The sequence below is a fragment of the Variovorax sp. HW608 genome (assembly GCF_900090195.1).
Taxonomy (GTDB): domain Bacteria; phylum Pseudomonadota; class Gammaproteobacteria; order Burkholderiales; family Burkholderiaceae_C; genus Variovorax.
Map to the genome: position 1 here is coordinate 6,823,417 of NZ_LT607803.1, position 25,168 is coordinate 6,848,584.

General features: G+C 66.3%; 27 protein-coding genes and 1 tRNA gene. 16 read left to right on the plus strand and 12 right to left on the minus strand.

Features of this window, described 5'->3' with window-relative positions:
• Positions 1–5: 5 nt before the first annotated feature.
• The 3 genes from VAR608DRAFT_RS32375 to folC all read right to left on the minus strand — a co-directional run bounded on the left by VAR608DRAFT_RS32375 (position 6) and on the right by folC (position 2,721).
• Complete coding sequence (locus tag VAR608DRAFT_RS32375) at positions 6–491, minus strand: CvpA family protein (RefSeq protein WP_088957794.1); 486 nt, start codon at positions 489–491, stop codon at positions 6–8.
• 17 nt (positions 492–508) lie between these two features.
• Positions 509–1,363 carry an SPOR domain-containing protein gene (locus tag VAR608DRAFT_RS32380; protein WP_088957795.1) on the minus strand — a complete coding sequence of 285 codons (855 nt, stop codon included), beginning with the start codon at positions 1,361–1,363 and terminating at the stop codon, positions 509–511.
• 62 nt (positions 1,364–1,425) lie between these two features.
• Entirely contained in the window at positions 1,426–2,721 is a 1,296-nt protein-coding gene (folC, locus tag VAR608DRAFT_RS32385) for a bifunctional tetrahydrofolate synthase/dihydrofolate synthase (RefSeq protein ID WP_172843930.1), read from the minus strand.
• Positions 2,722–2,767: 46 nt separating this feature from the next.
• Here folC and VAR608DRAFT_RS32390 point away from each other — a divergent pair, with 46 nt between their 5' ends.
• From VAR608DRAFT_RS32390 to argG, 4 genes are all read left to right on the plus strand, one after another.
• Positions 2,768–3,121, plus strand: coding sequence for an ArsC family reductase (locus tag VAR608DRAFT_RS32390; RefSeq protein ID WP_088957797.1), 354 nt, complete (start codon positions 2,768–2,770; stop codon positions 3,119–3,121).
• Positions 3,122–3,199: 78 nt separating this feature from the next.
• Positions 3,200–3,772, plus strand: a complete 573-nt coding sequence (locus VAR608DRAFT_RS32395) for a hypothetical protein (RefSeq protein WP_088957798.1) — start codon at positions 3,200–3,202, stop codon at positions 3,770–3,772.
• A 126-nt stretch (positions 3,773–3,898) separates the two neighbouring features.
• Positions 3,899–4,222: a pyrimidine/purine nucleoside phosphorylase gene (gene ppnP, locus VAR608DRAFT_RS32400; protein ID WP_088959097.1), complete on the plus strand. Its 324-nt coding sequence runs from the start codon at positions 3,899–3,901 to the stop codon at positions 4,220–4,222.
• Positions 4,223–4,236: 14 nt separating this feature from the next.
• Positions 4,237–5,571, plus strand: a complete 1,335-nt coding sequence (gene argG, locus VAR608DRAFT_RS32405) for an argininosuccinate synthase (RefSeq protein WP_088957799.1) — start codon at positions 4,237–4,239, stop codon at positions 5,569–5,571.
• Positions 5,572–5,592: 21 nt separating this feature from the next.
• Here the strand turns inward: argG and murB are convergent, their stop codons facing one another.
• Positions 5,593–6,645: a UDP-N-acetylmuramate dehydrogenase gene (gene murB, locus VAR608DRAFT_RS32410; protein WP_088957800.1), complete on the minus strand. Its 1,053-nt coding sequence runs from the start codon at positions 6,643–6,645 to the stop codon at positions 5,593–5,595.
• A gap of 76 nt (positions 6,646–6,721) precedes the next feature.
• Between murB and VAR608DRAFT_RS32415 the strand changes: the two genes are divergently transcribed.
• Entirely contained in the window at positions 6,722–7,207 is a 486-nt protein-coding gene (locus tag VAR608DRAFT_RS32415) for a YajQ family cyclic di-GMP-binding protein (RefSeq protein WP_088957801.1), read from the plus strand.
• Between the two features lie 73 nt (positions 7,208–7,280).
• Positions 7,281–7,853 (plus strand): TIGR02281 family clan AA aspartic protease, encoded by a 573-nt coding sequence (locus VAR608DRAFT_RS32420; RefSeq protein WP_172844008.1) that lies wholly within the window; start codon positions 7,281–7,283, stop codon positions 7,851–7,853.
• On the opposite strand, the gene VAR608DRAFT_RS32425 is transcribed toward VAR608DRAFT_RS32420, so the two are convergent.
• The 4 genes from VAR608DRAFT_RS32425 to VAR608DRAFT_RS32440 form a co-directional block, all read right to left on the minus strand.
• Positions 7,854–8,207 (minus strand): RidA family protein, encoded by a 354-nt coding sequence (locus VAR608DRAFT_RS32425; RefSeq protein WP_088957803.1) that lies wholly within the window; start codon positions 8,205–8,207, stop codon positions 7,854–7,856. It abuts the gene before it with no gap.
• A 9-nt stretch (positions 8,208–8,216) separates the two neighbouring features.
• Complete coding sequence (gene plsY / locus VAR608DRAFT_RS32430) at positions 8,217–8,849, minus strand: glycerol-3-phosphate 1-O-acyltransferase PlsY (RefSeq protein WP_088957804.1); 633 nt, start codon at positions 8,847–8,849, stop codon at positions 8,217–8,219.
• A 52-nt stretch (positions 8,850–8,901) separates the two neighbouring features.
• Positions 8,902–9,393 (minus strand): aminoacyl-tRNA deacylase, encoded by a 492-nt coding sequence (locus VAR608DRAFT_RS32435; protein ID WP_088957805.1) that lies wholly within the window; start codon positions 9,391–9,393, stop codon positions 8,902–8,904.
• A 94-nt stretch (positions 9,394–9,487) separates the two neighbouring features.
• The gene (locus tag VAR608DRAFT_RS32440) at positions 9,488–10,549 is read right to left on the minus strand and encodes an aldo/keto reductase (RefSeq protein ID WP_088957806.1); all 1,062 of its coding nucleotides are present in this window, start codon (positions 10,547–10,549) and stop codon (positions 9,488–9,490) included.
• Between the two features lie 83 nt (positions 10,550–10,632).
• Between VAR608DRAFT_RS32440 and VAR608DRAFT_RS32445 the strand changes: the two genes are divergently transcribed.
• From VAR608DRAFT_RS32445 to VAR608DRAFT_RS32470, 6 genes are all read left to right on the plus strand, one after another.
• The gene (locus VAR608DRAFT_RS32445) at positions 10,633–11,550 is read left to right on the plus strand and encodes an alpha/beta fold hydrolase (protein WP_088957807.1); all 918 of its coding nucleotides are present in this window, start codon (positions 10,633–10,635) and stop codon (positions 11,548–11,550) included.
• A gap of 91 nt (positions 11,551–11,641) precedes the next feature.
• A protein-coding gene (gene prfB, locus VAR608DRAFT_RS32450) for a peptide chain release factor 2 (protein WP_157731175.1) occupies positions 11,642–12,746 on the plus strand; the annotation gives its coding sequence in 2 pieces (ribosomal slippage) (positions 11,642–11,722 and positions 11,724–12,746; 1,104 coding nt in all).
• On the plus strand, positions 12,746–13,432 hold the full coding sequence (locus VAR608DRAFT_RS32455) for an HAD family hydrolase (protein ID WP_231973040.1): 687 nt from the start codon (positions 12,746–12,748) through the stop codon (positions 13,430–13,432). The genes prfB and VAR608DRAFT_RS32455 overlap by 1 nt, the downstream gene beginning before the upstream one ends.
• Complete coding sequence (gene pepN, locus VAR608DRAFT_RS32460) at positions 13,419–16,109, plus strand: aminopeptidase N (protein WP_088957808.1); 2,691 nt, start codon at positions 13,419–13,421, stop codon at positions 16,107–16,109. The genes VAR608DRAFT_RS32455 and pepN overlap by 14 nt, the downstream gene beginning before the upstream one ends.
• A gap of 17 nt (positions 16,110–16,126) precedes the next feature.
• Positions 16,127–17,143 carry a class 1 fructose-bisphosphatase gene (locus VAR608DRAFT_RS32465; RefSeq protein WP_088957809.1) on the plus strand — a complete coding sequence of 339 codons (1,017 nt, stop codon included), beginning with the start codon at positions 16,127–16,129 and terminating at the stop codon, positions 17,141–17,143.
• Positions 17,144–17,154: 11 nt separating this feature from the next.
• Positions 17,155–17,230: transfer RNA gene (locus tag VAR608DRAFT_RS32470), tRNA-Thr, on the plus strand.
• A 252-nt stretch (positions 17,231–17,482) separates the two neighbouring features.
• On the opposite strand, the gene VAR608DRAFT_RS32475 is transcribed toward VAR608DRAFT_RS32470, so the two are convergent.
• A complete protein-coding gene (locus VAR608DRAFT_RS32475; protein WP_088957810.1) occupies positions 17,483–18,463 on the minus strand; it encodes an ABC transporter substrate-binding protein in 981 nt (326 codons plus the stop codon).
• Between the two features lie 111 nt (positions 18,464–18,574).
• On the minus strand, positions 18,575–19,714 hold the full coding sequence (locus VAR608DRAFT_RS32480; protein WP_088957811.1) for a fatty acid desaturase: 1,140 nt from the start codon (positions 19,712–19,714) through the stop codon (positions 18,575–18,577).
• Positions 19,715–19,927: 213 nt separating this feature from the next.
• On the opposite strand from VAR608DRAFT_RS32480, the gene VAR608DRAFT_RS32485 reads away from it, so the two are divergent.
• Together VAR608DRAFT_RS32485 and VAR608DRAFT_RS32490 are read left to right on the plus strand one after the other, a co-directional pair.
• A complete protein-coding gene (locus VAR608DRAFT_RS32485; protein ID WP_088957812.1) occupies positions 19,928–20,275 on the plus strand; it encodes a zinc ribbon domain-containing protein YjdM in 348 nt (115 codons plus the stop codon).
• Positions 20,276–20,305: 30 nt separating this feature from the next.
• Positions 20,306–20,713 carry a hypothetical protein gene (locus VAR608DRAFT_RS32490; protein WP_157731176.1) on the plus strand — a complete coding sequence of 136 codons (408 nt, stop codon included), beginning with the start codon at positions 20,306–20,308 and terminating at the stop codon, positions 20,711–20,713.
• Positions 20,714–20,879: 166 nt separating this feature from the next.
• Here VAR608DRAFT_RS32490 and VAR608DRAFT_RS32495 read toward each other — a convergent pair whose 3' ends face one another.
• Entirely contained in the window at positions 20,880–21,764 is an 885-nt protein-coding gene (locus VAR608DRAFT_RS32495) for a LysR family transcriptional regulator (protein ID WP_088957814.1), read from the minus strand.
• Between the two features lie 133 nt (positions 21,765–21,897).
• Here VAR608DRAFT_RS32495 and VAR608DRAFT_RS32500 point away from each other — a divergent pair, with 133 nt between their 5' ends.
• Positions 21,898–22,875: a tripartite tricarboxylate transporter substrate binding protein gene (locus VAR608DRAFT_RS32500; protein ID WP_088957815.1), complete on the plus strand. Its 978-nt coding sequence runs from the start codon at positions 21,898–21,900 to the stop codon at positions 22,873–22,875.
• 9 nt (positions 22,876–22,884) lie between these two features.
• A complete protein-coding gene (locus tag VAR608DRAFT_RS32505; protein ID WP_088957816.1) occupies positions 22,885–24,063 on the plus strand; it encodes a M20 aminoacylase family protein in 1,179 nt (392 codons plus the stop codon).
• Here VAR608DRAFT_RS32505 and VAR608DRAFT_RS32510 read toward each other — a convergent pair whose 3' ends face one another.
• Entirely contained in the window at positions 24,064–25,161 is a 1,098-nt protein-coding gene (locus VAR608DRAFT_RS32510) for a porin (RefSeq protein ID WP_088957817.1), read from the minus strand. It abuts the gene before it with no gap.
• Positions 25,162–25,168: the final 7 nt, after the last annotated feature.

Sequence of the window (25,168 nt, forward strand, 5' to 3'; positions counted from 1 at the left end):
TCCTCTCAGGGCAAGTAGCTTGCCAACTTTCCAGGCAGGGCAGGCTTCAGGCCCTGCAATGCCGCGTCGAGAACAATGGCGCTGCGCGATCCGTGCCACCAGGCACTGTCGCTCAACGCCAGCAAATGAACAACAACCGCCACGGCGAGCAGCGCCAGCGCGCCGCGCGCGACGCCGAAGACGCCGCCCAGGACGCGGTCCACCGGCCGCAATCCGATCGCCGTCACCAGCTTGCGCGTGAGCGCCGCCACCAGCCCCACGCTGAAGGCGACGGCCACGAACACCAGGACGAATCCTGCTGCGTAGCGCCACGTTGCCGCCGGCTCGCCGAACGGCAGCCAGCGTCCCACGTCGTCCGCCAGCCATTGGGCGCACAAGAACGCGGCAACCCATCCCGCCAGCAGCACGACTTCGAACACCAGTCCGCGCAGCAGCCCGAGCAACATCGATACCACGACCAGCACGACCGCGATCCAGTCGAGGAGAAACACGTCGCTTCGCCGCAGGCTTACAAGCTGAGGACGGCCGCCGGCAAAGACAAGCCCTTGACCTTGCCCGCCGCCTTGTCCGCCTCGGCACGCGAGGCGAAGGGCCCGACACGCACACGCGTGCGCTCGCCGTCGGACGTCTTCGCGACATTTGTATAGGTCTTGAGGCCGGCCTTTTCAAGCTTCTGACGCACCTCCTTGGCCTTGTCCGCGTCGGCAAAAGCGCCGACCTGGACCACGAAGCGGCCGTTGTCTTCGGCGGCTGCCGCAGGCTTTGCCGCCGTGGCGCTGGCGGTCTTGCCTTCCAGCAAGGCGCGCGCGCGGTTGCCGTCATCGGAAGTCGCGGGCTTGGGGGTTGCGGGCTTGGGCTCGGGCTTCGGCTCCGATTTGGCCTCGGCCTTCGGCTCCGGTCTCGCCTTGAGTTCGGGCTTGGGCTCCGGCCTGGCCTCGGGCTTCGGCGCGGGCTCCGACTTGACCTCGCGGGGCGGCGTCACGGCCGCCAGCTTCGACGAGGGAATCTCGGTCCCATCCGCGGCCTCGGTGATCATGCCGTCATCAACGGCCGGTGCGGCCGCTGCGCTCGGCTTGCCGCTCGTGGAGGTGGCAGGCGCGGGGGTGGACGGGACCACCAGGGGCTTGGCCTTGTTCCGGTCCGGGATCTCGATCGGGATGTCGACCGCGACCGGCCGCGGCTGCGTGTCGAACAAGAGGGGAAAACCGATCACCCCGAGCAGCACCAGCACTGCGGCGCCGAGAAGCCGGTGCCTCGCCCGCCGGCGCATGGCTTCGATGCTTTCCGCCGGCGGTGCGGCGACGGCGGAGTTTCGCCCTTCGTTGCCCTGAGGACCGCGTTCGCGGAACTTGAAGAACGCCATGAAATTCGTTTTCCTGATGGAGTGCAGCGTGAAGTGGAAAGAGCGCCGAAAATCAGGCTGACTCAGGAACCGGACGACAGGTGCCTGGCCCGCAGACGGGGGGTTCCGTGCTCGAGCACACCACCCACGGTGAAGAACGATCCAAAGACCACGATTCTATCAGTGGGGTCGGCCCGATCGATGGCCGCCTGCAGCGCCTCCATGGGGGAGCGGTGCACGCTGCCCGCGACGTCGCTGCGCTTGTTCTGCGCCTGCCACCTGGCGAGCAGGTCGTCCGCCTTGGCGGCGCGCGGCGTCGGCAGATCGGTGAAATACCAGCGGTCGATCAACGGCCCGATGCGCGCGAGGATCGGGTCCAGGTCCTTGTCGGCCATCACGCCGAACACGCCGTGCGTGGTCGGATAGAAGCCCATCGCGTCGAGGTTTTCGGCGAGCGCCGCCACCGCGTGCGCGTTGTGCGCGACATCGAGCACGAGGGCCGGCTCACCCGGCACGATCTGGAAGCGCCCGGGCAGTTCGACCATCGCGAGGCCGTTGCGCACGGCCTGCGCGGTGATCGGAAGACGCGGCCGCAGCGACTCGAGCGCGGCCAGCACGCCTGCGGCATTGATCAACTGGTTGGCGCCCCGCAGCGCCGGATACGCGAGCCCGCTGTAGCGCCGGCCCCGGCCGCTCCAGCCCCACTGCTGCTTGTCCCCCGCGACGTTGAAATCGCGCCCGACGAGCCAGAGGTCCGCGCCGATCGCCTTGGCATGGTCGATCACGCTCTGCGGCGGCACCGGATCACTCACGATGGCGGGACGGCCCGTGCGCAGGATGCCGGCCTTTTCGCGCCCGATGCTCTCGCGGTCGAGGCCGAGGAATTCCATGTGGTCGAGGTCGATGCTGGTGATCACCGCGCAGTCGGCGTCGACGATGTTGACCGCATCGAGCCGCCCGCCAAGGCCGACTTCCAGGATCGCGACGTCCGGCTTGTTCGCCCCGATGCACAGCAGGATGGCCAGTGTCGTGAACTCGAAATAGGTCAGCGCGACCTCGCCGCGCAGGCGCTCGACGGCTTCGAAATGCTTCGAGAGCTCATCGCCGTCGACAGCCTCTCCGCGCAGGCGCAGGCGCTCCTCGAAGCGCACCAGGTGCGGCGAGGTGAACACGGCGGTGCGGTAACCCGCATGCGTGAGGATCGATTCCAGCATCGCGCAGGTGGAGCCCTTGCCGTTCGTGCCGGCCACCGTGATCACGGGGCAATCGAAGGAAAGGCCGAGCTTTTGGGCCACGGCGCGGACCCGGTCGAGCCCGAGTTCGATGTTCTTGGGATGCAGGTGCTCGGCGTGCGCGAGCCAGTCGGCCAGGGTTTTCATGGAGCCTTCAATTGTCGCCGAGGAGCCCCGCGGGCATCATCGGGGGATGACGACTCTCTATGGCATCCCGAACTGCGACACCGTGAAACGCGCCCGAGCCTGGCTCGACGAGCACGGCGTCGCCTACCGTTTTCACGATTTCAAGAAGGACGGCGTACCGGAGTCCGAGCTCGACCGGTGGCTGAAATCGCCCGGCTGGGAAGCCCTGGTCAACCGCCGCGGGACCACATGGCGCCGCCTCGACGACGCCACGCGCGAAGCGGTGGTCGATGCGCCTTCCGCGCGCGCGGTGCTGCTGGCGAATCCGAGTCTCATCAAGCGGCCGGTCGTCCAATGGGACGCCGGCGCCGTTGTGACCACAGGCTTCGATGCGGCCCAGTGGAAAAGCCACGTTGTGTAAACGGTTGAACCCGGACCACCGAAGCGCGTCAAATCCCGTTACGAGGGCCCCGGCGCCCTTTTCTGGAGTTTCTTTTAAATGAATACGAACACCCTTCGCAGGATTTCCGCCGTCTCGGTGCTCGCTGCCGTGCTCGGCGCCGGTGCCACGATGGCCCACGCGGAACAGGTGCAGGCCCGCGTGATCGCGTCGTCGCCGATCACCGAACCCAACGGCAGCGTCAGCTATCACGTCACCTACGAATACGCCGGCCGCCAGTACACGACGCAAACCAGCACCCCGCCGGGCGCGAGCATCTGGGTCGATGCCAACAGCTACGGCATCACGTCGCCCGTTCCTCCGCAGCAGCAGTACGAACAGCAGCAGTACGAACAGCAGCAGTACGGACAGGCAGCGTACGGGCAACCGCAGTACGCGCAACCGCAGGCACCCGCTCCCCAAAGCTGGGACCATGTGGTTCCCGAACAGGGCGTGGTGGTATCGGGCGGCGGCGCTGTCGCGCCGGCACCGGTCTATGGTCCCGCCCCCGTCTACGTGCAGCCGGCGGCGCCGGTCTACTACCCCGCCCCGGCCTACTACCCGCCGCCTGCCTACGCCTGGCCGCCGATCGGCATTTCGCTCGGCTTCGGCTACTCGCGCGGCTGGCATTGATCCCCGCCGGCCAGGGGGCCGGTCGGAAGCCTAAAATCACGGGCTTTCCAATCAACGCACGGGCGCGTCCTGCAAGGGGCGCGCCGCCGGATGCCCCGCGCAGCCGGCGCCACGCCCTCCTACCTCATGAGCACTACCGACTCCCTCCCGAACGTCTCGGTCACGACCAAGGCGAATGTGTATTTCGACGGCAAGTGCGTGAGCCACAGCCTCACGCTCGCCGACGGCACCAAGAAATCGGTCGGCGTGATCCTGCCGTCCACGCTCACTTTCAACACCGGCGCGCCGGAAATCATGGAAGGCACGAGCGGCCGCTGCGAATACAAGCTCGCCGGCACCGATAGCTGGGTGGCCTCGGGCGTGGGCGAGAAGTTCAGCATACCGGGCAACTCTTCCTTCGAGATCCGCGTGAGCGGCGAGCCCTACAGCTACATCTGCCACTTCGGTTGAAACGGGATTCGAGCATGTCCACCATTCTTCAGAACGTACCCGCCGGCCAGAAGGTCGGCATCGCTTTCTCCGGCGGGCTCGACACCAGCGCCGCGCTGCACTGGATGCGCAACAAGGGCGCCATTCCCTACGCCTACACCGCCAACCTCGGCCAGCCCGACGAGCCGGACTACGACGAGATCCCGCGCAAGGCGATGCTCTACGGGGCCGAGAAGGCGCGCCTGATCGACTGCCGCGCGCAGCTCGCGGCCGAAGGCATTGCCGCGCTGCAGGCCGGCGCTTTCCATGTCACGACCGCCGGCCTGACCTACTTCAACACCACGCCGCTCGGCCGCGCGGTCACCGGCACGATGCTGGTGTCGGCCATGAAGGAAGACGACGTCAACATCTGGGGTGACGGCAGTACCTACAAGGGCAACGACATCGAGCGCTTCTACCGCTACGGCCTGCTCACCAATCCGGCGCTGAAGATCTACAAGCCCTGGCTCGACCAGACCTTCATCGACGAACTCGGCGGCCGCGCCGAGATGTCGGCGTTCATGCAGAAGGCCGGCTTCGCCTACAAGATGTCGGCCGAGAAGGCCTACTCCACCGACTCGAACATGCTCGGCGCGACGCACGAGGCGAAGGACCTCGAGCACCTGAACAGCGGCATGAAAATCGTCCAGCCGATCATGGGCGTCGCCTTCTGGAAGGACGAGGTCGAGGTCAAGCGCGAAGAAGTCACCGTGCGCTTCGTCGAAGGCCGTCCGGTCGCGATCAATGGCGTCGAGTACACGAGCCTCGTCGACCTGATCCTCGAAGCCAACCGCGTCGGCGGCCGCCACGGCCTGGGCATGAGCGACCAGATCGAGAACCGCATCATCGAAGCGAAGAGCCGCGGCATCTACGAAGCCCCGGGGCTGGCGCTGCTGTTCATCGCCTACGAGCGCCTGGTCACCGGCATCCACAACGAAGACACGATCGAGCAGTACCGCGACAGCGGCCGCCGCCTCGGCCGCCTGCTGTACCAGGGCCGCTGGTTCGACCCGCAGGCGATCATGCTGCGCGAAACCGCCCAGCGCTGGGTGGCGCGCGCCATCACCGGCGAAGTGACCATCGAACTGCGCCGCGGCAACGACTATTCGATCCTGAATACCGAGTCCCCCAACCTGACCTACCAGCCCGAGCGGCTGACGATGGAAAAGGGCGAATCGACGTTCTCGCCGGCAGACCGGATCGGCCAGTTGACGATGCGCAACCTCGACATCACCGACACGCGCGACAAGCTCAAGATCTATACGCAGACGGGGCTGTTGTCTTCGAAGCAGGGCGCATCCCTGCCTCAACTGAAGAACGACGACAAGTAAACGCGCGAAGCCTGGGTCGAGCTAGACCACCACTGGCTCGGGCTCCAGGCGGATGCCGAAGCGCTCGTAGACGCTGGTCTGGATCGCCTTGGCCAGCGTCATCACCTCGCCGCCGGTCACCGGGTTCTCCTTGCCGCCGCGGTTGACCAGCACCAGCGCCTGGCGTTCGTAGACGCCGGCGTTGCCTACCGACTTCCCCTTCCAGCCGCAGGCGTCGATCAGCCAGCCGGCCGCCAGCTTGATGCTGCCGTCCGCCATCGGGTAGTGAACGATCTTGGGGTCGCGCGCGATGATGTCAGCGCACTGCTCGGGCGTCACGGTCGGGTTCTTGAAGAAGCTGCCGGCGTTGCCGAGCACCCGCCAGTCTGGCAGCTTCGCGCGGCGTATGGCGCAGATCCAATCGAAGATATCCATGGCGCTCGGCGTGAAGTTGCCCGTCTCCGCCATCTTGCGTTCGAGGTCGAGGTAGCCGAGCTCGGGCTTCCACGGCTTGGGCAGCCGGAAACGCACGCGCGTGATCAGCGCCCGTCCGGCAAGACCGAAATCGTTCTCGCCGGCACCGACGTGCTTGAACACCGAGTCGCGATAACCGAAGGCGCACTGCGCCGCATCGAGCGTGAACGGCCGGCCGGTTTCGAGATCGATCGCGTCGAGCGAATCGAAGCGGTCCTGCAGTTCGACGCCGTAGGCGCCGATGTTCTGCACGGGCGAGCCGCCCACGGTGCCTGGAATGAGCGCGAGGTTCTCGAGCCCGGGCAAGCCCTGGTCCAGGGTCCAGTTCACCGTGTCGTGCCAGACCTCGCCGGCCCCGGCCTCGACGATCCAGGCGCGCGAGCTTTCTTCCACCAGCCGCCGGCCCTTGATCTCGACCTTGAGCACCAGCGGCTTGACGTCGCCGGTCAGCACGATGTTGCTGCCGCCGCCGAGCACGAACTTGGGCGCCCTGCGCCATTTCTCGTCCGCCAGCAGCGCCGCCACGTCGGCTTCTTCGCCGATGCGCGCCAGATGCCGTGCGCGCGCGACGATGCCGAAGCTGTTGTGCTGCTGCAGCGGTACGTTGTGCTCCACGATCATGGGAGAATTGTCGCATTCGTGCGCCGCGCGGCACTGCGTGCGGCCCTCTTTTCATTCTGTTGCTGCCGGAGCCTTCATGCCGTCTTTCGACACTGTTTGTGAACCCAACCTGCCCGAGGTCAAGAACGCAGTGGAGAACACCGCCAAGGAAATCGCCACCCGCTTCGACTTCAAGGGCACCGCCGCCGCCGTCGAGCTCAAGGACAAGGAGATCACCCTGATCGGCGACGCCGAGTTCCAACTCGTGCAGGTCGAGGACATCCTGCGCAACAAGCTCACCAAGCGCAGCGTCGACGTGCGCTTTCTCGACAAGGGCGACGTCCAGAAGATCGGCGGCGACAAGGTCAAGCAGGTCATCAAGGTCAAGAGCGGCATCGAATCCGAAACCGCCAAGAAGATTCAGCGGCTCATCAAGGACAGCAAGCTCAAGGTGCAGGCCGCGATCCAGGGCGACGCGGTGCGCGTGACCGGCGCCAAGCGCGACGACCTTCAGGCGGCGATGGCGCTGATCAAGAAGGACGTGGCCGACCTGCCATTGACCTTCAACAACTTCCGAGATTGAGCGCCGCGCCGTGAAGTCGCTCATTCCTGTGCTGCTCGTCGCGGCCTGCGGCTTCGCGCAGGCCCAATCGGTCATGCTAACCGGCACCATCGGCAGCCGCGCGATCCTGATTGTGGACGGCAGCGCGCCGAAGACCGTGGCCGTCGGCGAGACCTTCCAGGGCGTCAAGCTCGTTGCCCTGCAGGGCGACCAGGCGACCGTCGAGTCCGGCGGCAAGCGGGCTTCGATCCGCATGGATACGCCGGTCAGCATCGGCGGCGGAGGCGGCGGCGCCGGCGGCACGCGCATCGTGCTGCCGGTATCGAGCGGCGGCCACTTCATGACGCAGGGCGCGATCAACGGCCGTGCCGTGAGCTTCATGGTCGACACCGGCGCCACCGCGGTTGCGATGTCCGAGGCCGACGCGCAGCGCATCGGCCTCGACTACATCAAGGGCCAGCCGGTGCAGATGAACACGGCAAACGGCATGGCGCGGGCCTATCGGGTGCGCCTCAACTCAGTGCGGGTCGGCGACGTCGAGGTGTACGACGTCGATGCGGTCGTCTCGCAGCAGCCGATGCCGTACATCCTGCTGGGCAACAGCTTCATCAGCCGCTTTTCGATGCGGCGTGATGCGGACCAGATGGTGCTGGAAAAACGCTATTGATCAGATCGCAGCGGCGGTCACCACGATCTCGATCCTGTAGCCCGGGTTGGCCATCGCGGCCTGCACCGTCGCGCGCGGCGGCGTGTTGCCGGCGGGGATCCACGCGTCCCAGACCTCGTTCATCGCGCCGATCTCGCTGATGTCGGCCAGGAAGATCTGCGTCATCAGGATGCGCGACTTGTCGCTGCCGGCCTCGGCCAGCAGGCGGTCGACCATCGCGAGCACCTGTGCGGTCTGGCCGCGGATGTCCTCTGTGGTGTCGTCGGGCACCTGTCCGGCAAGGTAGATGGTTCCGTTGTGCACGGCGGTTTCGCTCAGGCGCGGGCCGACGTGAAAGCGCTGGATGGTTCCCATAAGCTGCTCCTATTTCTTCTTGGATCCGAGCTTCGACTCGGTGCCGGCTGCGAGCCGGCGGATGTTTTCGCGATGCCGCCAGATCAGCAGCAGGCTGATCGAAACCAGCGACAGCAGCACCGTGAGGTCCAGCGGCCAGGCGATCCGGCCGCCGATCAGGTAGTAGGCCGGCGCGAAGAAGGCCGCGACGATCGACGCCAGCGACGAATAGCGGAAGAAGATGGCGATGATCAGCCAGGTGCAGCCGGTTGCCAACCCGAGCAGCCAGTCGATGCCGAGCAGCGCACCAGCCGCGGTGGCGACGCCCTTGCCGCCCTGGAAGCCGAAGAACACCGGATACAGATGCCCGAGAAAGGCGGCAAGACCGGCTACCGCAGCGGTGCCCTGCCCCATGCCCCAGCTCGCGCCGTAGTGATGGATCAGGAAGACAGGAATCCATCCCTTGAGCGCATCGAGCAGCAAGGTCGCCAATGCGGCGCCCTTGTTGCCCGAGCGCAGCACGTTCGTGGCGCCGGGGTTCTTGCTGCCGTAGCTTCGCGGGTCGGCCATGCCGAGCGCCTTGCTGACGATGACCGCAAAGGACAGCGAACCCAACAGGTACGAAAGAACGATCGCGACGATCGTGGGAAAGTAGGAACTCACAGTGTCTCCGGGCCGGCAAACCCGGCGGCTCGCCTCCCATCGAGGCAGCCGGCTATTCTGCCAGCGCGCACTGCACCGATTTCGCGTCCAGCAGCTTCACGCACACCTGCGGGTCGATGCCAACCAGATAGCCGCGCCTGCCGCCATTGATGGCGATGCGCGGCAGATCGAGGATGGTCGACTCGATGTAGACCGGCATCGCACGGCGCGTGCCGAACGGCGAGGTGCCGCCGACCAGATAGCCGCTGTGGCGGTTCGCGACCTCCGGCTTGCACGGCTCGACCGACTTGGCGCCGATCTGCCGCGCGAGGTTCTTGGTCGACACAGTGCGGTTGCCGTGCATCAGCACGATGAGCGGCTTGGCGTCCTGGTCCTGCATCACGAGCGTCTTGACCACGGTGAACGGGTCGAATCCCAGCACTTCGGCGCTGTGCTGCGCGCCGCCATGCTCGACGTATTCGTAGGGATGCTCGGTGAACACGATGCCGTTCGCCCGCAACAACTGCGTCGCGGGCGTTTCGGAGACGTGCGTCTTCTTACTCATGCGGCCGCCGCCGGGCCGCCCCGAGGCGGCTGCGCCTCCCCCTCGGGGGGTGGAGTTACACGCGCAACGCGCGTGAAAAGCCGGGGGGCTCTTTTCATGCCGCCGGGTCGCGCAATTCCCACCGGATCTTGTCAATTTCCGCGAGGAGTTCGGGCGACAGCGTGGTACCCCAGGCATCGAGGTCTTCGTCGAGCTGGGCCACCGAAGTCACGCCGATGATCGTGCTCGCCACCTGCCACTTGGTGTAGCAGAAGGCCAACGCCAACTTCGCGGGCGTCATGTCATGCTCGCGGGCGAGCGCGTTGTAGCGGCGCGCGGCCACCAGCGCGTCGGCGCGGCCCCAGCGCTGCTTGCGCACCGACTCGTAGCTGGAGATGCGCGCACCCTTTGGCGCATCCGGCCCTTCGGTGCCGCTCTGGTCGTACTTGCCGGTCAAGAGGCCGAAGGCCAGCGGCGAGTAGGCCAGGAGCGACACGCCAAGGCGGTGCATGGTCTCGTCGAGACCGTTTTCGAGCGCGCGGCTGATCAGGCAATAGACGTTCTGCACCGTCGCGATGCGCGGCAGCCCATGCTGTTCCGCGAGACGAACGAACTCGTGCACGCCATAAGGCGTTTCGTTCGACAGGCCGATCGCCCGCACCTTGCCGGCCTTGACCAGCCTGCCGAGCGCCTCGAGCTGCTCGTGGATCGAGGTGGCGGACTTTTCCTTGCTCGGGTCGTAGTAGATCGAGCCGAAGGCCGGCACATGGCGCTCGGGCCAGTGGATCTGGTAGAGGTCGATCACATCGGTCTTGAGCCTCTTGAGGCTGGCCTCGCACGACGCCGCGATGTCGACCGCCGTCATGCCGCTGCCTTCGCGCACCCAGGGCATGCCGCGCGAGGGGCCGGCCACCTTGGTCGCGAGCACGATCTTCTGGCGCAGGCCCGGGTTCCTGGCGAACCAGTTGCCGATGATGGTCTCGGTCGCGCCGAAGGTTTCCTTGCGGGCCGGCACGGCATACATCTCGGCCGTGTCGATGAAATCGATGCCGCGTTCGAGGGCGCGATCGAGGATCGCATGGGCGGTGGGTTCGTTGACCTGCTCACCGAAGGTCATGGTGCCGAGGCAGACCGGCGTGACATGGAGGTCGCTCTGACCGAGTTGGATTTTCTTCATGGCCGAAATGCTACCCGTTGGCCAATCGCCGTGTCGTCCACCGGACCGCACCGCGGCCGGGTCGTCCGTATCATTCGAGCCCGATGTACCAAGCCCTCCGCGTCTCCCGCAGCGAATTCGTCCCGGTCCGCAACCTCCGCTATCACGTGCGCCAGTGGGGCGAGCCGTCCACCGAACGGCCGCCATTGGTGCTGCTGCACGGCTGGATGGATGTCGCCGCGTCGTGGCAATTCGTGGTCGACGCCATGAAGGATGAGCGCTGGGTCATCGCGCCCGACTTCCGCGGCTTCGGACTCACCGACGGCGGCAAGGTCGACAACTACTGGTTGCCCGACTACCTCGCCGATCTCGACTGGCTGCTCGACCACTACGCGGGCGACCGCCCCATCGACCTGGTCGGCCACAGCATGGGCGGCAATGTGGCGATGCAGTATTCGGGCGTGCGGCCGCAGCGCATCCGGCGGCTGGTCAACCTGGAAGGCTTCGGCATGCCGGCACTCAAGCCCGAGCAGGCGCCCGAACGCTACGGCAAGTGGATCGACGAGATCAAGCGCCTGCATCGCGGCGAGATGAAGCTCGCGAGCTATTCAGCGGTCGACGGCGTCGCGCGCCGGCTCATCAAGACCAATCCCCGGCTGTCGCAGGACAAGGCCGACTGGCTCGCAGCGCACTGGTCGGTCGCCAGGCCGCACGCCGACGGTGATAACCGCTGGGAAATCCTCGGCGATCCGGCGCACAAGATCATCAACGCCCACATCTTCCGGGTCGACGAGATGCTGGCGCTCTATGCCTGCATCACGGCGCCGGTGCTGGCCGTGGAGGCCTCCGACGACAGCCTCTCCCAGTGGTGGAAGGGCCGTTATTCGCTGGACGAGTACCACGAGCGCCTGAAAAAGGTGGCCGACGCGCGCATCGCCCGCGTCGACGACGCCGGCCACATGCTGCATCACGACCAGCCCGCCCGCGTGGCCTCGCTGATCGAGGATTTCTTCGCCCGCTGATGCCCCTGCCCGGGTGCCGCCATGCTGGGGACCCGGCCTTGCACGACATGAGAAAATGCCCGGTTTTCCCCGAACACCGTCAGGACACCCCATGGATGCAGAGCAAATCAACCAAATCGGCGCAACCCTTGCGGACCTGAGCGCCCGGACCGTCGATCTTCGGAGGTATCTTTGACTACGATGCCAAGGCCGAACGTCTGAGGACGGTCAACGCATCGCTCGAAGATCCGAACGTCTGGAATGACCCCAAGAAGGCCCAGGAACTGGGCCGCGAAAAGAAGTCGCTGGATGACGTGGTCGTCAGCATCGACCGGCTGACCAGCGGGCTCTCGGACAACACCGAGCTCTACGAGATGTCCAAGGAAGAAGGCGACATCGACGGCCTGCAGGCCATCGCCGACGACGCTTCCAAGCTCGAAGCCGACATCAAGCAGCTCGAGTTCCGCCGGATGTTCAACAACCCGGCCGATCCGCTCAACGCCTTCGTCGACATCCAGGCCGGCGCCGGCGGCACCGAAGCCTGCGACTGGGCCAGCATGCTGCTGCGCCAGTACCTCAAGTACGCCGAGCGCAAGGGCTTCAAGACGCAGATCGAGGACGAAACCCCCGGCGACACCGCGGGCATCAAGAGCGCCACGATCAAGGTGGAAGGCGACTACGCCTTCGGCCTCTTGCGCACCGAAACCGGCGTGCACCGGCTGGTCCGCAAGTCGCCCTTCGATTCCTCGGGCGGCCGCCACACCAGCTTCGCGAGCATCTTCGTCTACCCTGAGATCGACGACACGATCGAGATCGAGATCAACCCGGCCGATGTGCGCACCGACACCTTCCGCGCCAGCGGCGCCGGCGGGCAGCACATCAACAAGACCGACTCGGCCGTGCGGCTCACGCACATCCCGACCGGCATCGTGGTGCAGTGCCAGGACGGCCGCAGCCAGCACAGCAATCGCGACGTCGCCTGGAAGCGCCTGCGCTCGCGCCTGTACGACCACGAGATGCGCAAGCGCATGGAAGAGCAGCAGAAGCTCGAAGACAGCAAGACCGACGTCGGCTGGGGCCACCAGATCCGCAGCTACGTGCTGGACAACAGCCGCATCAAGGACTTGCGCACCAACGTCGAAATCTCGGCGACCCAGAAGGTGCTCGACGGCGACCTCGACCCGTTCATCGAAGCCTCGCTGAAGCAGGGCGTCTGATGAAAGGCGCGATGCACAAGGCGGAAGCCCTGATCTTCGACATGGACGGCACCATGGTCGACTCCATGCCATGGCATGCCAAGGCCTGGGTCGAATACGGCGTGCGCAACGGTCTCGCGCTCGACGTGCCGGACTTCATGCGCCGCACCACCGGCCGCACCGCGTTCGAATGCGCGTGCGAGCTGATGGGCCGCGAAGTGACCGAGGCCGAAAGCGCCGCGATCACGCACGAGAAGGAATCGATCTACCGCGAGCTCTTCGGCGCGCAGTTCCGCGAGGTGGCCGGCTTCAGCGCCTTCGCGAAGTCGGCGGCGGCGCGCGGCCTGAAGATCGCCGTCGGCACCGCAGGCGACAAGCACAACATCGCGTTCACGCTGTCGAACCTGCGCCTCGATCCCCACCCGAACGCGATCGTCGGCGGCGACGAGGGCTTGCCCGGCAAGCCCGAGCCGGCGATCTTCCTCGAAGCCGCGAAGCGCATCGGCGTCGCGCCCTCGCGTTGCGTGGTCTTCGAAGACGCCCCCTTCGGCATCGAGGCCGCCCGCCGCGGCGGCATGATGGCCGTCGCCGTCTGCACCACCCACAGTGCCGCAGAACTCGCAGGGCCGCATGTCATCGCGGCCGTGCGCGACTACGACGAACTCGCCAACTCAAACTTCCTGGAGACATTCGATGCTGTTGCGTGATGCCCAAGACCAGCCCGTCGCGATCCGCCGCGAGGACTACAGCGCGCCTGCCTACTGGATCGACACTGTCGACCTCACCTTCGACCTGGACCCGGCCAAGACGCGCGTGCTCAACCGCATGCGCCTGCGCCGCAATCCCGCCGTGGCGCCCGAGCCGCTGCGCCTGGACGGCGACGAGCTGAACCTCGCGCGCGTGCTGGTCGACGGCCAGGGCGCGTCCTTCCGCATGGAAGCCGACCAGCTCCTGATCGACAACCTGCCCGACGCCTTCGAGCTGGAGATCTTCACCACCTGCTGCCCGAACAAGAACACCAAGCTCATGGGCCTGTTCGTGAGCGAGGACACCTTCTTCACGCAGTGCGAGGCCGAAGGCTTCCGCCGCATCACCTACTTCCTCGACCGGCCGGACGTGATGGCGAGCTACACCGTCACGATCCGTGCGTTGAAGGCCGCCTACCCGGTGCTGCTGTCCAACGGCAACCTCGTCGAGCAGGGCGAGCTGCCCGAAGGCCGCCACTTCGCGAAGTGGGTCGACCCCTTCCGCAAGCCGAGCTACCTGTTCGCACTGGTCGCGGGCAAGCTGGTGGCGCGCGAGCAGCGCATCAGGGCGCGCAGCGGCAAGGAGCACCTGCTGCAGGTCTACGTGCGCGCCGGCGACCTCGACAAGACCGAGCACGCGATGAATTCGCTCATCAACTCGGTGATGTGGGACGAGGCGCGCTTCGGCCTGTCGCTCGACCTCGACCGCTTCATGATCGTCGCGACCAGCGACTTCAACATGGGCGCGATGGAGAACAAGGGCCTGAACATCTTCAACACGAAGTACGTTCTCGCCAACCAGGCCACCGCGACCGACGCCGACTACAGCAACATCGAAAGCGTGGTCGGCCACGAGTACTTCCACAACTGGAGCGGCGATCGCGTGACCTGCCGCGACTGGTTCCAGCTCTCGCTGAAGGAAGGCCTCACGGTCTTCCGCGACCAGGAGTTCAGCCAGGACCTGTGCGCCGAAGCCTCCGCGCGCGCGGTCAAGCGCATCGAGGACGTGCGCGTGCTGCGCACCGCGCAGTTCCCCGAAGACGCCGGCCCGATGGCGCATCCGGTGCGGCCCGACAGCTACATCGAGATCAGCAACTTCTACACCGTCACCATCTACGAGAAGGGTGCGGAAGTGGTGCGCATGATGCAGACGCTGGTCGGCCGCAAGGGCTTCGAGCGCGGCATCACGCTGTACTTCGAGCGCCACGACGGTCAGGCCGTGACCTGCGACGACTTTGCGCAGGCGATCGCCGATGCGAATCCCGACTCCGACCTCGCGCGCCTGCTGCCGCAATTCAAGCGCTGGTACAGCCAGGCCGGCACGCCGCGCCTCACCGCGCATGGCGTCTACGACCCGGTCGCCCGCACCTACACGCTGAGCTTCGTGCAGAACTGCCCGCCCACCCCGGGCCAGCCGGTCAAGGAGCCCTTCGTCATCCCGGTCAACATCGGCCTGCTCGGCACGGACGGCCGCGAATTGCCGGTGCAGCTCGAGGGCGACGCCGAGGCCACCCACGGCACGCGCACGCTGGTGCTCACGCGCGCCGGCGAACAGCTGTGCTTCGTCAACGTCGACGCCGAACCGGTGCCGTCGATCCTGCGCGGCTTCAGCGCGCCGGTGATCCTCGACTACGAGTACAGCGACGCGCAGCTGCTCACGCTGCTCGCCAACGACACCGATCCCTTCAACCGCTGGGAAGCCGGCCAGCGCCTGGCCCTGCGTGCCGCGCTGCATGCCATCGCGACGCCCGGCGACACACACGAGCCGCCGCTGAACCATGCCTTCATCGAGGCGATGCGCAGCGTGCTGCGCCATCGGCAGCTCGATGCCGCGTTCAAGGAACTGGTGCTGACGCTGCCGTCGGAAACCTACATCGCCGAGCAGCTCGACGTGGTCGATCCGCAGCGCGTGCATGCGGTGCGCGAAGCCATGCGCGCCCAGCTCGCGACCGCCCTCTTCGCCGACTGGGAGCAGGCCTACGAGCAGAACCGCGACACCGGCGCCTACACGCCCGATCCGGTCTCCTCGGGCCGCCGCGCACTCGCGGGCATGGCCCTCGCGAATCTTTGCCTGGCCGCGCGCAGCTCCGGCGACGCGATCTGGCCCGGCAAGACGCTGCAGCGCTTCAAGGACGCGGGCAACATGACCGACCGCTTCAATGCGCTCAGCGCGCTGGTCTCCTCGGGCCATGCGCTGGCGGCGCAGGCGCTCGCGCGTTTCCACGAGATCTTCAAGCACGAGGCGCTGGTGATCGACAAGTGGTTCTCGCTGCAGGCCGGCGCGCCCGACCGCGGCGGCGACATCCTGCCGCTGGTCAAGCAGCTCATGAAGCACCCGGATTTCTCGATCAAGAACCCGAACCGGGCGCGCAGCGTGATCTTCAGCTACTGCAACGCCAACCCGGGAGCCCTGCACCGCACGGACGCCGCCGGCTACGTGTTCTGGAGCGACCGCGTGATCGAGCTCGACGCGATCAACCCGCAGGTCGCCGCCCGCCTCGCGCGCGCGCTCGACCGCTGGAGCAAGCTCGCCGAGCCGTACCGCAGCGCCGCCCGCGAGGCAATCGCGCGTGTCGCGGCGCGGCCGGACCTCAGCAAGGACACCCTCGAAGTCGTCACCCGCGCCCTCGCGATCTGACCTCCCCAAGGAAATTCATGGCTCAACAAAAGATTTCACTGACCCGCTACCTCGTCGAGCAGCAACGCGCCGACGGACTCATCCCCGGCCAGCTCCGTCTGCTCCTCGAAGTGGTGGCGCGCGCCTGCAAGAGCATCAGCCAGGCGGTCAACAAGGGAGCGCTCGGCGGCGTGCTCGGCAGCGCCGAGAGCGAGAACGTGCAGGGCGAAGTCCAGAAGAAGCTCGACATCATCGCCAACGAGGTGCTGATCGAGGCCAACGAATGGGGCGGCCATCTCGCCGCAATGGCCAGCGAGGAAATGGACAGCATCCACCTGGTGCCCAACCGCTACCCGCAGGGCGAATACCTGCTGCTGTTCGATCCGCTCGATGGCTCGTCGAACATCGACGTCAACGTCAGCATCGGCACCATTTTCAGCGTACTGCGCAAACCCGAGAACGGCCACGGCCAGAGCGTGCAGGAATCCGACTTCCTGCAGGCCGGCAGCAAGCAGGTCGCCGCAGGCTATTGCATCTACGGCCCGCAGACCACGCTGGTGCTCACCGTCGGCAACGGCGTCGCGATGTTCACGCTCGACCGTGAGCAGGGTTCCTTCATGCTGACGCAGGAAGACATCCAGATCCCGCCCGACACCAAGGAATTCGCGATCAACATGAGCAACATGCGCCACTGGGACGCCCCGGTGAAGCGCTACATCGACGAGTGCCTGGCCGGCAAGGAAGGCCCGCGCGGCAAGGACTTCAACATGCGCTGGATCGCCAGCATGGTGGCCGACGTGCACCGCATCCTGATGCGCGGCGGCGTCTTCATGTACCCGTGGGACAAGCGCGAGCCCGAAAAGGCCGGCAAGCTGCGCCTGATGTACGAAGCCAACCCCATGAGCTGGCTCGTGGAACAGGCCGGCGGCGGCGCCACCAACGGCCGCCAGCGCATCCTCGACATCGCGCCGACCAAGCTGCACGAGCGGGTGGCTGTGGTTTTGGGGTCAAAAAATGAGGTCGAGCGCGTAACTGGCTATCACGACCCGCTATAATCGAGGGCTTAGCCGGTGTAGCTCAGTCGGTAGAGCAGCTCATTCGTAATGAGAAGGTCGGGTGTTCGAATCATCTCTCCGGCACCAAGTACAGCAAGGAAACCCTGCTATCGATTCGGTAGCAGGGTTTTTTGCTTTTGCGCATTTGTAGGCACTCTGTAGGCAACGTCGGAAGATCGGCATCCGATTCGCAGCCTCTCTCGCGAGGCGGCACTTGCAGAGACATCCGCCGAAAAGTACAAGCTCATCAAAGGGCGACTCGAGCGCCCTATAGCGCCGGTGCTCGCGTCCGGACGCCGGCCGGGAATTCCCGGCCACGATCGGCAAGATTCGGGCAAACTAGCTGATGAGCCGGTCGGCGCGCACCAGCAGCGACTGCGGCAGCTTGAGCCCGATCGCGTTGGCGGTCTTCAGGTTCAGCACCAGCTCGAAGGTTGTGGGCCGCTCGATGGGTAGGTCTGCGGGTTTGGCTCCTTTGGCGATGCGATCGACATACGAAGCGAGCCGTGCATAGGAGTCCACGAGGCGCGGCCCGTAGGTGCAGAGCGCGCCACTGTCCGCGAAGACCGGCCAGCCCGACATGACGGGCATCTTGCGCGCGATTGCGAAATCGAGGATCTGCCGCCGGTTTGCCACCGCGAAGCTGTCGCTGAAGATCGACAGCGCACGTGCAGGCGAAGCGGCCATGGCATCCAGCGAGGACGCCAACTCGTCGCGCGTTCGCGCGGGAAAGTATTCCGTACGCAGGCCGAGTTGCCTTGCCGCACCGTCGGTGTAGTCGCGCTCGATGTGCGAGCCGGGATGTTCGGGGTTGACCACGATGGCCACGTCGCGCAGGGACGGAACCATCTCGCGCAGGATCTCCAACAGCTTGCCGTTCATTTCGGCGGCCATCAGCGTCAGGCCTGTCATGTTCGATTCGGGGTGTGCGAGGCTCTTCGCGAAGCCGGCCGAGACAGGATCGCCGCTGAAGACGTAAGCCACCGGAACGGCCACCGGAAGGCCGCTCACGACGTTGACCGCCGGCCCTCCCTGCGCAAGCAGGATGTCGACGGCCAGGCGCTGGAGTTCCGCAACCTGTTCAGGGACGCGTTCGACTGCACCGTCGCCATACCTGAACTCGATGGCGAGGTTGCGGCCCTCGACGTAACCCAGCCGGGCAAGCGAGGCGCGCAACGCCGCGACCATCGGCGTGAGGCTGGCGGCCTCCTGCGCGGTCACCCACCCGAGGCGCAGTACCTTGTCGGCTGCGCGTATCCGCGAACTGTTCTGCATCAACGCAAGGGCGAACGCGGTGCCCAGAACCGCGCGTCGTTTCATGGCGGGAGCGTGCACCTTTGGCGGTGGCTGCGCAAGACTGCCAGCGGTCTCTTGCCCCGGCGACCACAACACGCTGCACGGGCTGCCGGCCGCGGCTTGGTCCGGCGCCGCTCATCGTCCAGCGCTCGCGTCGCGTGGCAGGCTCGACAACGCCGCCAAGTTTTCGTCGATCGCGCGGATCAGTCCCCACGTCTCGCCGTAGTTGATTGGATAGCCTGGGCAACCGGCGTCGAGGTCGTCCTGCCTCGCGTGCGCGTATTCGGTCCAGCGCGGCGAAGAGGGGCGGCGGTGATGGAAGTCGTGGCACGGCGTGTCCGCGACCAGCACAACGACGCGCACCAGTAGCTGGACGGTAAGCATGTCGGCCCACCAGCTGGCCCACGCCACGAGACCACGTAGCGTGGCGGCGTCGTGCGCCGGCGGTGCGGAGCCAGGAAACACGCCAAGCGTGACGCGACACTGAAACACCTTGTCCCTATCGCCGCTGTGCGACGGATCGGGAAAACGGTGCTCGATGAGGATGCGGCCGACCGTGACCAACTGCAGCAGCAACGTGAGCGGCAGCACCCAGAGCACGAAGAACGGTATCAGCCACCCGGCCGCCGCGCAGCCGGCCGCACCAAGCGCCCAACTGGTGATGCCGACCGTGTCATGCAGGCGGTCACCCGACATCCAAGACATCCGCGCCCGATGTACGAGAAAGCGGGTGTGGAAGCGTGGCGACGCCAGGCTCGTCAGCACGCAGCGCCAAAGCTGCCGCTTGGGCATCCCCGGCTCGAGCCGGCACAAGCCGAGCACGAAGTCGGTGAACTCGTCCCCCTCGGTGAGGAGCGTGCGGACGCTGTGGTGACTCATGTGCTCTTGCTGGTAGCGATCGAAGTGCTTGAAAAGCAGAAGCGCGGAGACCAGCCGGCCGACATCCCGGTTGCGCAGGCGGTCGGCGAAGAGTTGAGCGTGCGCGCATCGGTGGAACACGGCGATCTGGAACAGGCTGACGCCAGCAGTCGTCAATACCAGCGAAAGCGCGATCAGTGCGGCCGATGGCAGGCCATGCGTCGCGAAGCCGACGATGCCGACCAGCAGCCCGAGCACAGTCCATGCGAGCGCCTCGAGCAGGAAGGTCCACGGGGCGCGTACGCGGGCGCGCTCGCTGGGCGCGGGGCGGCCGGTCAGCCAAGTGAGGAGCGGCTGCATGGCGCGCGGCAGTCGAAGCGCCATGAGGGCGCGCGGGTCGGTGCGATGTTCGGACATGGTGCGGTTCACGGTTGGGTGGAAGGTTCGTCACCTCCGGAGTGACGGGATGCATCGGGACGTGCCTGGTCCGAAGACTTCCCTTCGACATGAGGCTTGACACGGTGCGCCAGTTAAGTTGCACCGCAGGCCGATTTGGTTCAACCTGCGGCCCTGGGGGAGGGATGGCTCTATGATCCACGCCCCTGACCCGAACGAACAAGACCTTCTGACGTGAGCACCCTAGCGCCCTGCCCCCAATGCAACTCGGAATACACCTACGAGGACGGTTTGAACCTCGTCTGCCCGGAATGCGGCCACGAATGGCCGGCGACGGCCGCTGCCGCCGAGGGCGCGGCCGATGACGAAAAGGTGATCAAGGATTCGGTCGGCAATGTGCTGCACGACGGCGACACCATCACCGTCATCAAGGACCTCAAGGTCAAGGGCTCGTCGCTGGTGGTGAAGGTCGGCACCAAGGTGAAGAACATCCGCCTGATCGATGGCGATCACGACATCGACTGCAAGATCGACGGCATCGGCGCGATGAAGCTGAAGTCGGAGTTCGTGCGCAAGGCGTGAGGCCCGCTCCCGGATCGGGTGTCGGATAGCGTGCGCCAGATGCAATGGCACTGGCATACTGCGCGAGTCGCGTCGAAAAAGGGCGCGATCGGGTTTGGAAGCCCGAATCAAATTCATACGGCGGAAGCCGCAGTTGCCTTTGTCGTCGTCAAAGGCGAGGCGACAACGAGCGCGAAGAGCAGGAAGTCAGCAAAGAAGAAGGCAGCCAGCGCGGCTGCGTTGCTTGTCGAGGACGAGTTCAACAACTTGCGCTGGGCGCATCGCGCTTACGATTGCGTACAGAATTTTCTGGCACCGCTCAATGCGCGCAGCGTCGAGGAGTTCTTGATCGAGCCCAGTGAATTGACGGCCTTGATGGAGGTGATCAATGCAGAGATGGGACGGCGCATTCAGACAGTAGGAGAGGCGATTCACGCGGCGCGGAAGGTGCTGCACTGAACGTAGGGCCGCACTTTAGGAACAATCTGATGGCCCGCGTCAAGCGCGACCGATAGAGTTCAGGTTCTTCGCCGATCCGGTGAAGATCACTCCAAATCAAGCTGTCACACACCAACGAGAGAACGGCGAGATCACCCCAAAGGTGATCTCGCACGCTCCACACGGTTCAATCGTGCATCAGCTCCCGCATCAATTCCCTCACGATCGACAAGCCCGGCGCCTCGGTGCGGCGGCGCAGCGTCACCAGTCCGAAACGGGCGACACGATCGATCGGCGGCGTCATCTTCAGTTCGACCAGGTCCGGCGCGGCGGCGCGGATGGCGAGTAGCACCGCATCGCTCTGGCGGGCCACGTCGACCAGGCTCGCCACCTCCTCGCATTGCACGGTCACGCAGCGCTCCGGGTGCGCCTCGGGGCCGTAGGTCTCGATCAGCCCGCGCGCGACCTCGTCGCTGAGCGGCGTCGAGGCGATCGGATAGCGCTGCACCGCCTCGAAGCTCACGCCCTTGCGCAGGCGCGTGAGCGGATGGCCGCGGCGGCACATGAAGACGCCGCGCATTTCGCAAAGCTCGCTCACCAGCAGATCGTCCGCCGGCTTGAGCGACCGGGCATCGACCACCAGCGCATCCAGCAGGCGGTCGCGCAATGACTGCGCCAGCAGGTCGGTGCCGCCGCGCGCGACGACCACGCGCACCTTCGGATGCCGGGTCGCCATGCGCATCAAGAGCGGCGTCATCAGCATCGCGCCGGGCCCGGAGCCCATGCCGATGCGCAGCACGCCGCCCCGCCCTTCCCGCATGCGGCGGCCGCTGTCGCGCAGCTCGCCGGCCTCGAACACGAGCTGCTTCGCACGCTCCACCACCTCGCGGCCGAAGGCGGTGAGCTCGATGCGCCGCCCGACGCGGTCGAACAGCAGCATGCCGAGTTCGTCCTCCAGCGCGCGGATGCTCCGGCTGAGCGCCGGCTGCGTGATGTAGAGCGCCTCTGCCGACTTGCTGAACGAGCCGCTTTCGGCCAGCGAGATCAGGTGCCTGAGCTGGACCAGCGTCATGGGAAACCTCGCATCGTTGTATGCATTGGACTCATGCTATTTCGCACAACAATGCATTGGATGTTCTCATGACTCGCTCCTACGATGCGAGCGCGGTCCGATTTCCGGTCACGCCAGCGCACTCAGGAGTCCCATGAAACCGTTCATCCAGCGTTCGATCGCCGGCCTGCTTCTGGCAGCGGCAGGCGCCGTGTTCGCCCAGGCCTATCCCACCAAGACGGTCAACCTCATGGTGCCCTACCCCGCGGGCGGGCCGTCGGACGCCGCTGCGCGCATCTTCACCACGCCGCTCGGCAAGGAGCTCGGCCAGCCGGTGATCGTCGAGAACCTTGGCGGGGTCTCGGGCGCGCTGGCGGCGCAGAAGGTGCTCTCGGCGCCGGCCGACGGCTACTACCTCTTCCAGGGCTCGCCCAATGAGGTGATCCTCGCGCCGCTCGCCAATGCGGCCGTGAAGCTCAAGGCCGAGGACTTCCGGCTCGTGCATCCGGTGACCGACGCGGTGATGGTGTTCGTCGCGCGCAAGGACCTGCCGGCCAACAGCGTCGACGAGCTGATCGCGCTCGCGCGCAAGTCCAAGGACAAGCCGCTCACCTACGGCAGCGTCGGCGTCGGCTCGCTCTATCACCTGATCATGGAAGACGTGCAGCACCGCACCGGCACGCAGGTGACCCACGCGCCGTACAAGGGCAACGCGCCGCTCCTGACCGACATCGGCGGCGGCCAGGTGGATTTCGCGGTACTGGTCTACAGCGCGGCGATGGGCGCGATGGCCGACCAGGGCCGCCTCAAGGTGCTCGGCCAGCTCGGCGCGCAGCGCTCCGAACTGCTCAAGGACGTGCCGACGGTGAGCGAAGGCAAGGAGCTCAAGGACTTCTCCTACAAGATCTGGAGCGGCTTCATGGTGCCGAAGAACACGCCGGAAGAGGTGGTGCAGCGCCTGCACAAGGCCATCGGCGCGACGCTCAAGGACCCGTCGGTGCGTTCGCAACTGGCGGTGCAGACGCAGCTCGCGTCGCCCGCGATGTCGCTCGCGGAAGCCGCGAAGTTCTACGAAGCCGAAACCGCCCGCTACCGCGCGATCGCCAAGACCATCAACCTGCAGCCGCAGTAAGGAAGCCCCATGACCCCCTCCCTGCTCGACCAACTGCACCAACAGGCCGACGAATTCATCGGCCTGCGCCGCGACATCCACCGGCACCCCGAACTCGCCTTCGACGAGCACCGCACATCCTCGCTGGTGGCCGAGAAGCTGAAAGCGTGGGGTTACGAGGTCGAGCGCGGCCTCGGTGGCACCGGCCTGGTCGGGCGCATGGTCCGGGGCAACGGCCAGCGTCGCCTCGGCATCCGCGCCGACATGGACGCGCTGCCGATCGACGAAGCGACCGGCCTCGCCTATGCGAGCAGCCATGCCGGCGTGATGCACGCCTGCGGGCACGACGGCCATACCGCGATGCTGCTGGCCGCCGCGCACCACCTGGCCCATCGCGGGCGCTTCGACGGCACGCTGAACCTGATCTTCCAGCCGGCCGAGGAAGGCGGTGGCGGCGCGCTGCGCATGATGGAGGACGGCCTTTTCGACAAGTACCCGTGCGACGCGGTCTTCGCGATGCACAACATGCCGGGCATGCCGCAGGGCCGGTTGGTGCTGCGCGAAGGTGCAGCGATGGCCTCGTCGGACTACGCCACGGTCACGCTCACCGGCATCGGCGGACACGGCGCGCTGCCGCATCGCACCGCAGACCCGATCGTGGCCGCCGCGAGCATCGTGATGGCGCTGCAGACCATCGTGTCGCGCAACATCGATCCGCTGCAGATGGCCGTGGTCACGGTCGGCGCGATCCATGCCGGCAAGGCGAACAACGTGATCCCGCAGACGGCAACGCTCGAACTCAGTGTGCGCGCGCTCGACCGCGAAGTGCGCAGCACGCTGGAGAAGCGCATCAAGTCGGTGATCGCGTCGCAGGCGGAAAGCTTCGATGTGCAGGCGAAGGTCGACTGGCGGCCCGGCTACGCGGTGCTGGTCAACACGCCGGAAGAGACCGCCTTCGCGCGCGAGGTCGCGACCGAGCTGGTCGGTGCCGAGCGCGTCACGCTGCAAGGCCCGCCGCTGTCGGGCAGCGAGGACTTCGCCTTCATGCTCGAGAAGGTGCCGGGCTGCTACGTGCTGATCGGCAACGGCGACGGCGACAGCCACGGCGCCTGCATGGTCCACAACCCGGGCTACGACTTCAACGACGCCAATGTCGCGGTCGGCTCCGCGTATTGGGTACTGCTGGCCGAACGCTTTCTTGGCGCGTGATCAGAAGACGAGCTTCATGCCCAGGTCGTAACCGTTCGAACTGCGATTGGCATCGGTCAGGCTGCCGTTCAGTGCCGTCGTCGAGCCGCCGCTGTTGCTCACGCGCGCATAAGTGGCATAGACGGCGGTGCGCTTCGAGAAGTTGTAGACGTAGCCGAAGGCCCACTTGCGCGCAGTCGGATCGCCCGCGGCATCGGTGCCGTAGGTGGACCACGAGACCTTGATCTGGTCGAAGCCGAAGGGCACGATCGCGCCGACCAGATAGCCCGTGCCGGTGAGCTCCCCGAGCTTGTCCACCTTGTCGCGGTAGTAGCCGCCCATCACCTTGACCACCTTGAAGTCCCACGACGCGCCGATGTTGGCCGAGTCGATGTCGCCGTTGGTGGCGGTGTGCGCGAACTTCGTTCGGCCCGCCGCCAGCGCGATGGCGAACGGCCCGTTGGCATAGCCGACGCGCCCGCTGTAGCCGGTGCCGTCGTCCTCGATCGGCGAAGGCGAGCCGTTCTCGCCGAAGTAGTACTGCACCTCGCCGAAGAACCCGCCGAGATTGGGCGGCAGGAAGTACGCAACGATGTTCGAGGCGCGCGTGGACGTGGGCCCGCCGATCGAGCCGGCCTGCGGCTGGCTGGTGCCGGCGCCGTTGTTGCCGAACGGATCGACATCGGTGCGATTGCGATAGTGCGCCGTGAAGTCGCGGCCCAGGCGCATCTCGCCCCAGAAGTCCATCAGGCTCACCGTCGCGCGCCGGTTGAAGTTGAATCCGCCGACCGAGCCGTTCGACTGGTTGTTGATGTTGGTGGAGCCGGTGGACCCGTCGTCGATGTCGAGACCGGCTTCGAGCCAGAACCCGGCCGCCATGCCGCCGCCGAGATCCTCCACGCCACGAAATCCGAGCCGCGATGAGGTGTTGCCGCCGCTATAGAGCTGGGACTGGCTCGCGATGCTGCCGGAGCCGTGGCCGAGGGTCACGTCGGCGATGCCGAAGACCGTGACGCTGCTGCCGCCACCGGAACTCTGGACCGCGCTGGTCTGCGCCGACGCCATGCCGGCCGCGCACAGCGCGCCCCATGCAAAGGTGGCAAGGGTGGCTCTCCTCATCTCGGCA

Coding starts and splice junctions, on each gene's coding strand:
- VAR608DRAFT_RS32380 (WP_088957795.1), bottom strand. CDS start 1,363: ATGGCGTTCTTCAAGTTCCGCGAACGCGGTCCTCAGGGCAACGAAGGG.
- folC (WP_172843930.1), bottom strand. CDS start 2,721: ATGAAAACCCTGGCCGACTGGCTCGCGCACGCCGAGCACCTGCATCCC.
- VAR608DRAFT_RS32390 (WP_088957797.1), top strand. CDS start 2,768: ATGACGACTCTCTATGGCATCCCGAACTGCGACACCGTGAAACGCGCC.
- VAR608DRAFT_RS32395 (WP_088957798.1), top strand. CDS start 3,200: ATGAATACGAACACCCTTCGCAGGATTTCCGCCGTCTCGGTGCTCGCT.
- ppnP (WP_088959097.1), top strand. CDS start 3,899: ATGAGCACTACCGACTCCCTCCCGAACGTCTCGGTCACGACCAAGGCG.
- argG (WP_088957799.1), top strand. CDS start 4,237: ATGTCCACCATTCTTCAGAACGTACCCGCCGGCCAGAAGGTCGGCATC.
- murB (WP_088957800.1), bottom strand. CDS start 6,645: ATGATCGTGGAGCACAACGTACCGCTGCAGCAGCACAACAGCTTCGGC.
- VAR608DRAFT_RS32415 (WP_088957801.1), top strand. CDS start 6,722: ATGCCGTCTTTCGACACTGTTTGTGAACCCAACCTGCCCGAGGTCAAG.
- VAR608DRAFT_RS32420 (WP_172844008.1), top strand. CDS start 7,281: ATGCTAACCGGCACCATCGGCAGCCGCGCGATCCTGATTGTGGACGGC.
- VAR608DRAFT_RS32425 (WP_088957803.1), bottom strand. CDS start 8,207: ATGGGAACCATCCAGCGCTTTCACGTCGGCCCGCGCCTGAGCGAAACC.
- VAR608DRAFT_RS32435 (WP_088957805.1), bottom strand. CDS start 9,393: ATGAGTAAGAAGACGCACGTCTCCGAAACGCCCGCGACGCAGTTGTTG.
- VAR608DRAFT_RS32440 (WP_088957806.1), bottom strand. CDS start 10,549: ATGAAGAAAATCCAACTCGGTCAGAGCGACCTCCATGTCACGCCGGTC.
- VAR608DRAFT_RS32445 (WP_088957807.1), top strand. CDS start 10,633: ATGTACCAAGCCCTCCGCGTCTCCCGCAGCGAATTCGTCCCGGTCCGC.
- VAR608DRAFT_RS32455 (WP_231973040.1), top strand. CDS start 12,746: ATGAAAGGCGCGATGCACAAGGCGGAAGCCCTGATCTTCGACATGGAC.
- pepN (WP_088957808.1), top strand. CDS start 13,419: ATGCTGTTGCGTGATGCCCAAGACCAGCCCGTCGCGATCCGCCGCGAG.
- VAR608DRAFT_RS32465 (WP_088957809.1), top strand. CDS start 16,127: ATGGCTCAACAAAAGATTTCACTGACCCGCTACCTCGTCGAGCAGCAA.
- VAR608DRAFT_RS32475 (WP_088957810.1), bottom strand. CDS start 18,463: ATGAAACGACGCGCGGTTCTGGGCACCGCGTTCGCCCTTGCGTTGATG.
- VAR608DRAFT_RS32480 (WP_088957811.1), bottom strand. CDS start 19,714: ATGTCCGAACATCGCACCGACCCGCGCGCCCTCATGGCGCTTCGACTG.
- VAR608DRAFT_RS32495 (WP_088957814.1), bottom strand. CDS start 21,764: ATGACGCTGGTCCAGCTCAGGCACCTGATCTCGCTGGCCGAAAGCGGC.
- VAR608DRAFT_RS32500 (WP_088957815.1), top strand. CDS start 21,898: ATGAAACCGTTCATCCAGCGTTCGATCGCCGGCCTGCTTCTGGCAGCG.
- VAR608DRAFT_RS32505 (WP_088957816.1), top strand. CDS start 22,885: ATGACCCCCTCCCTGCTCGACCAACTGCACCAACAGGCCGACGAATTC.
- VAR608DRAFT_RS32510 (WP_088957817.1), bottom strand. CDS start 25,161: ATGAGGAGAGCCACCCTTGCCACCTTTGCATGGGGCGCGCTGTGCGCG.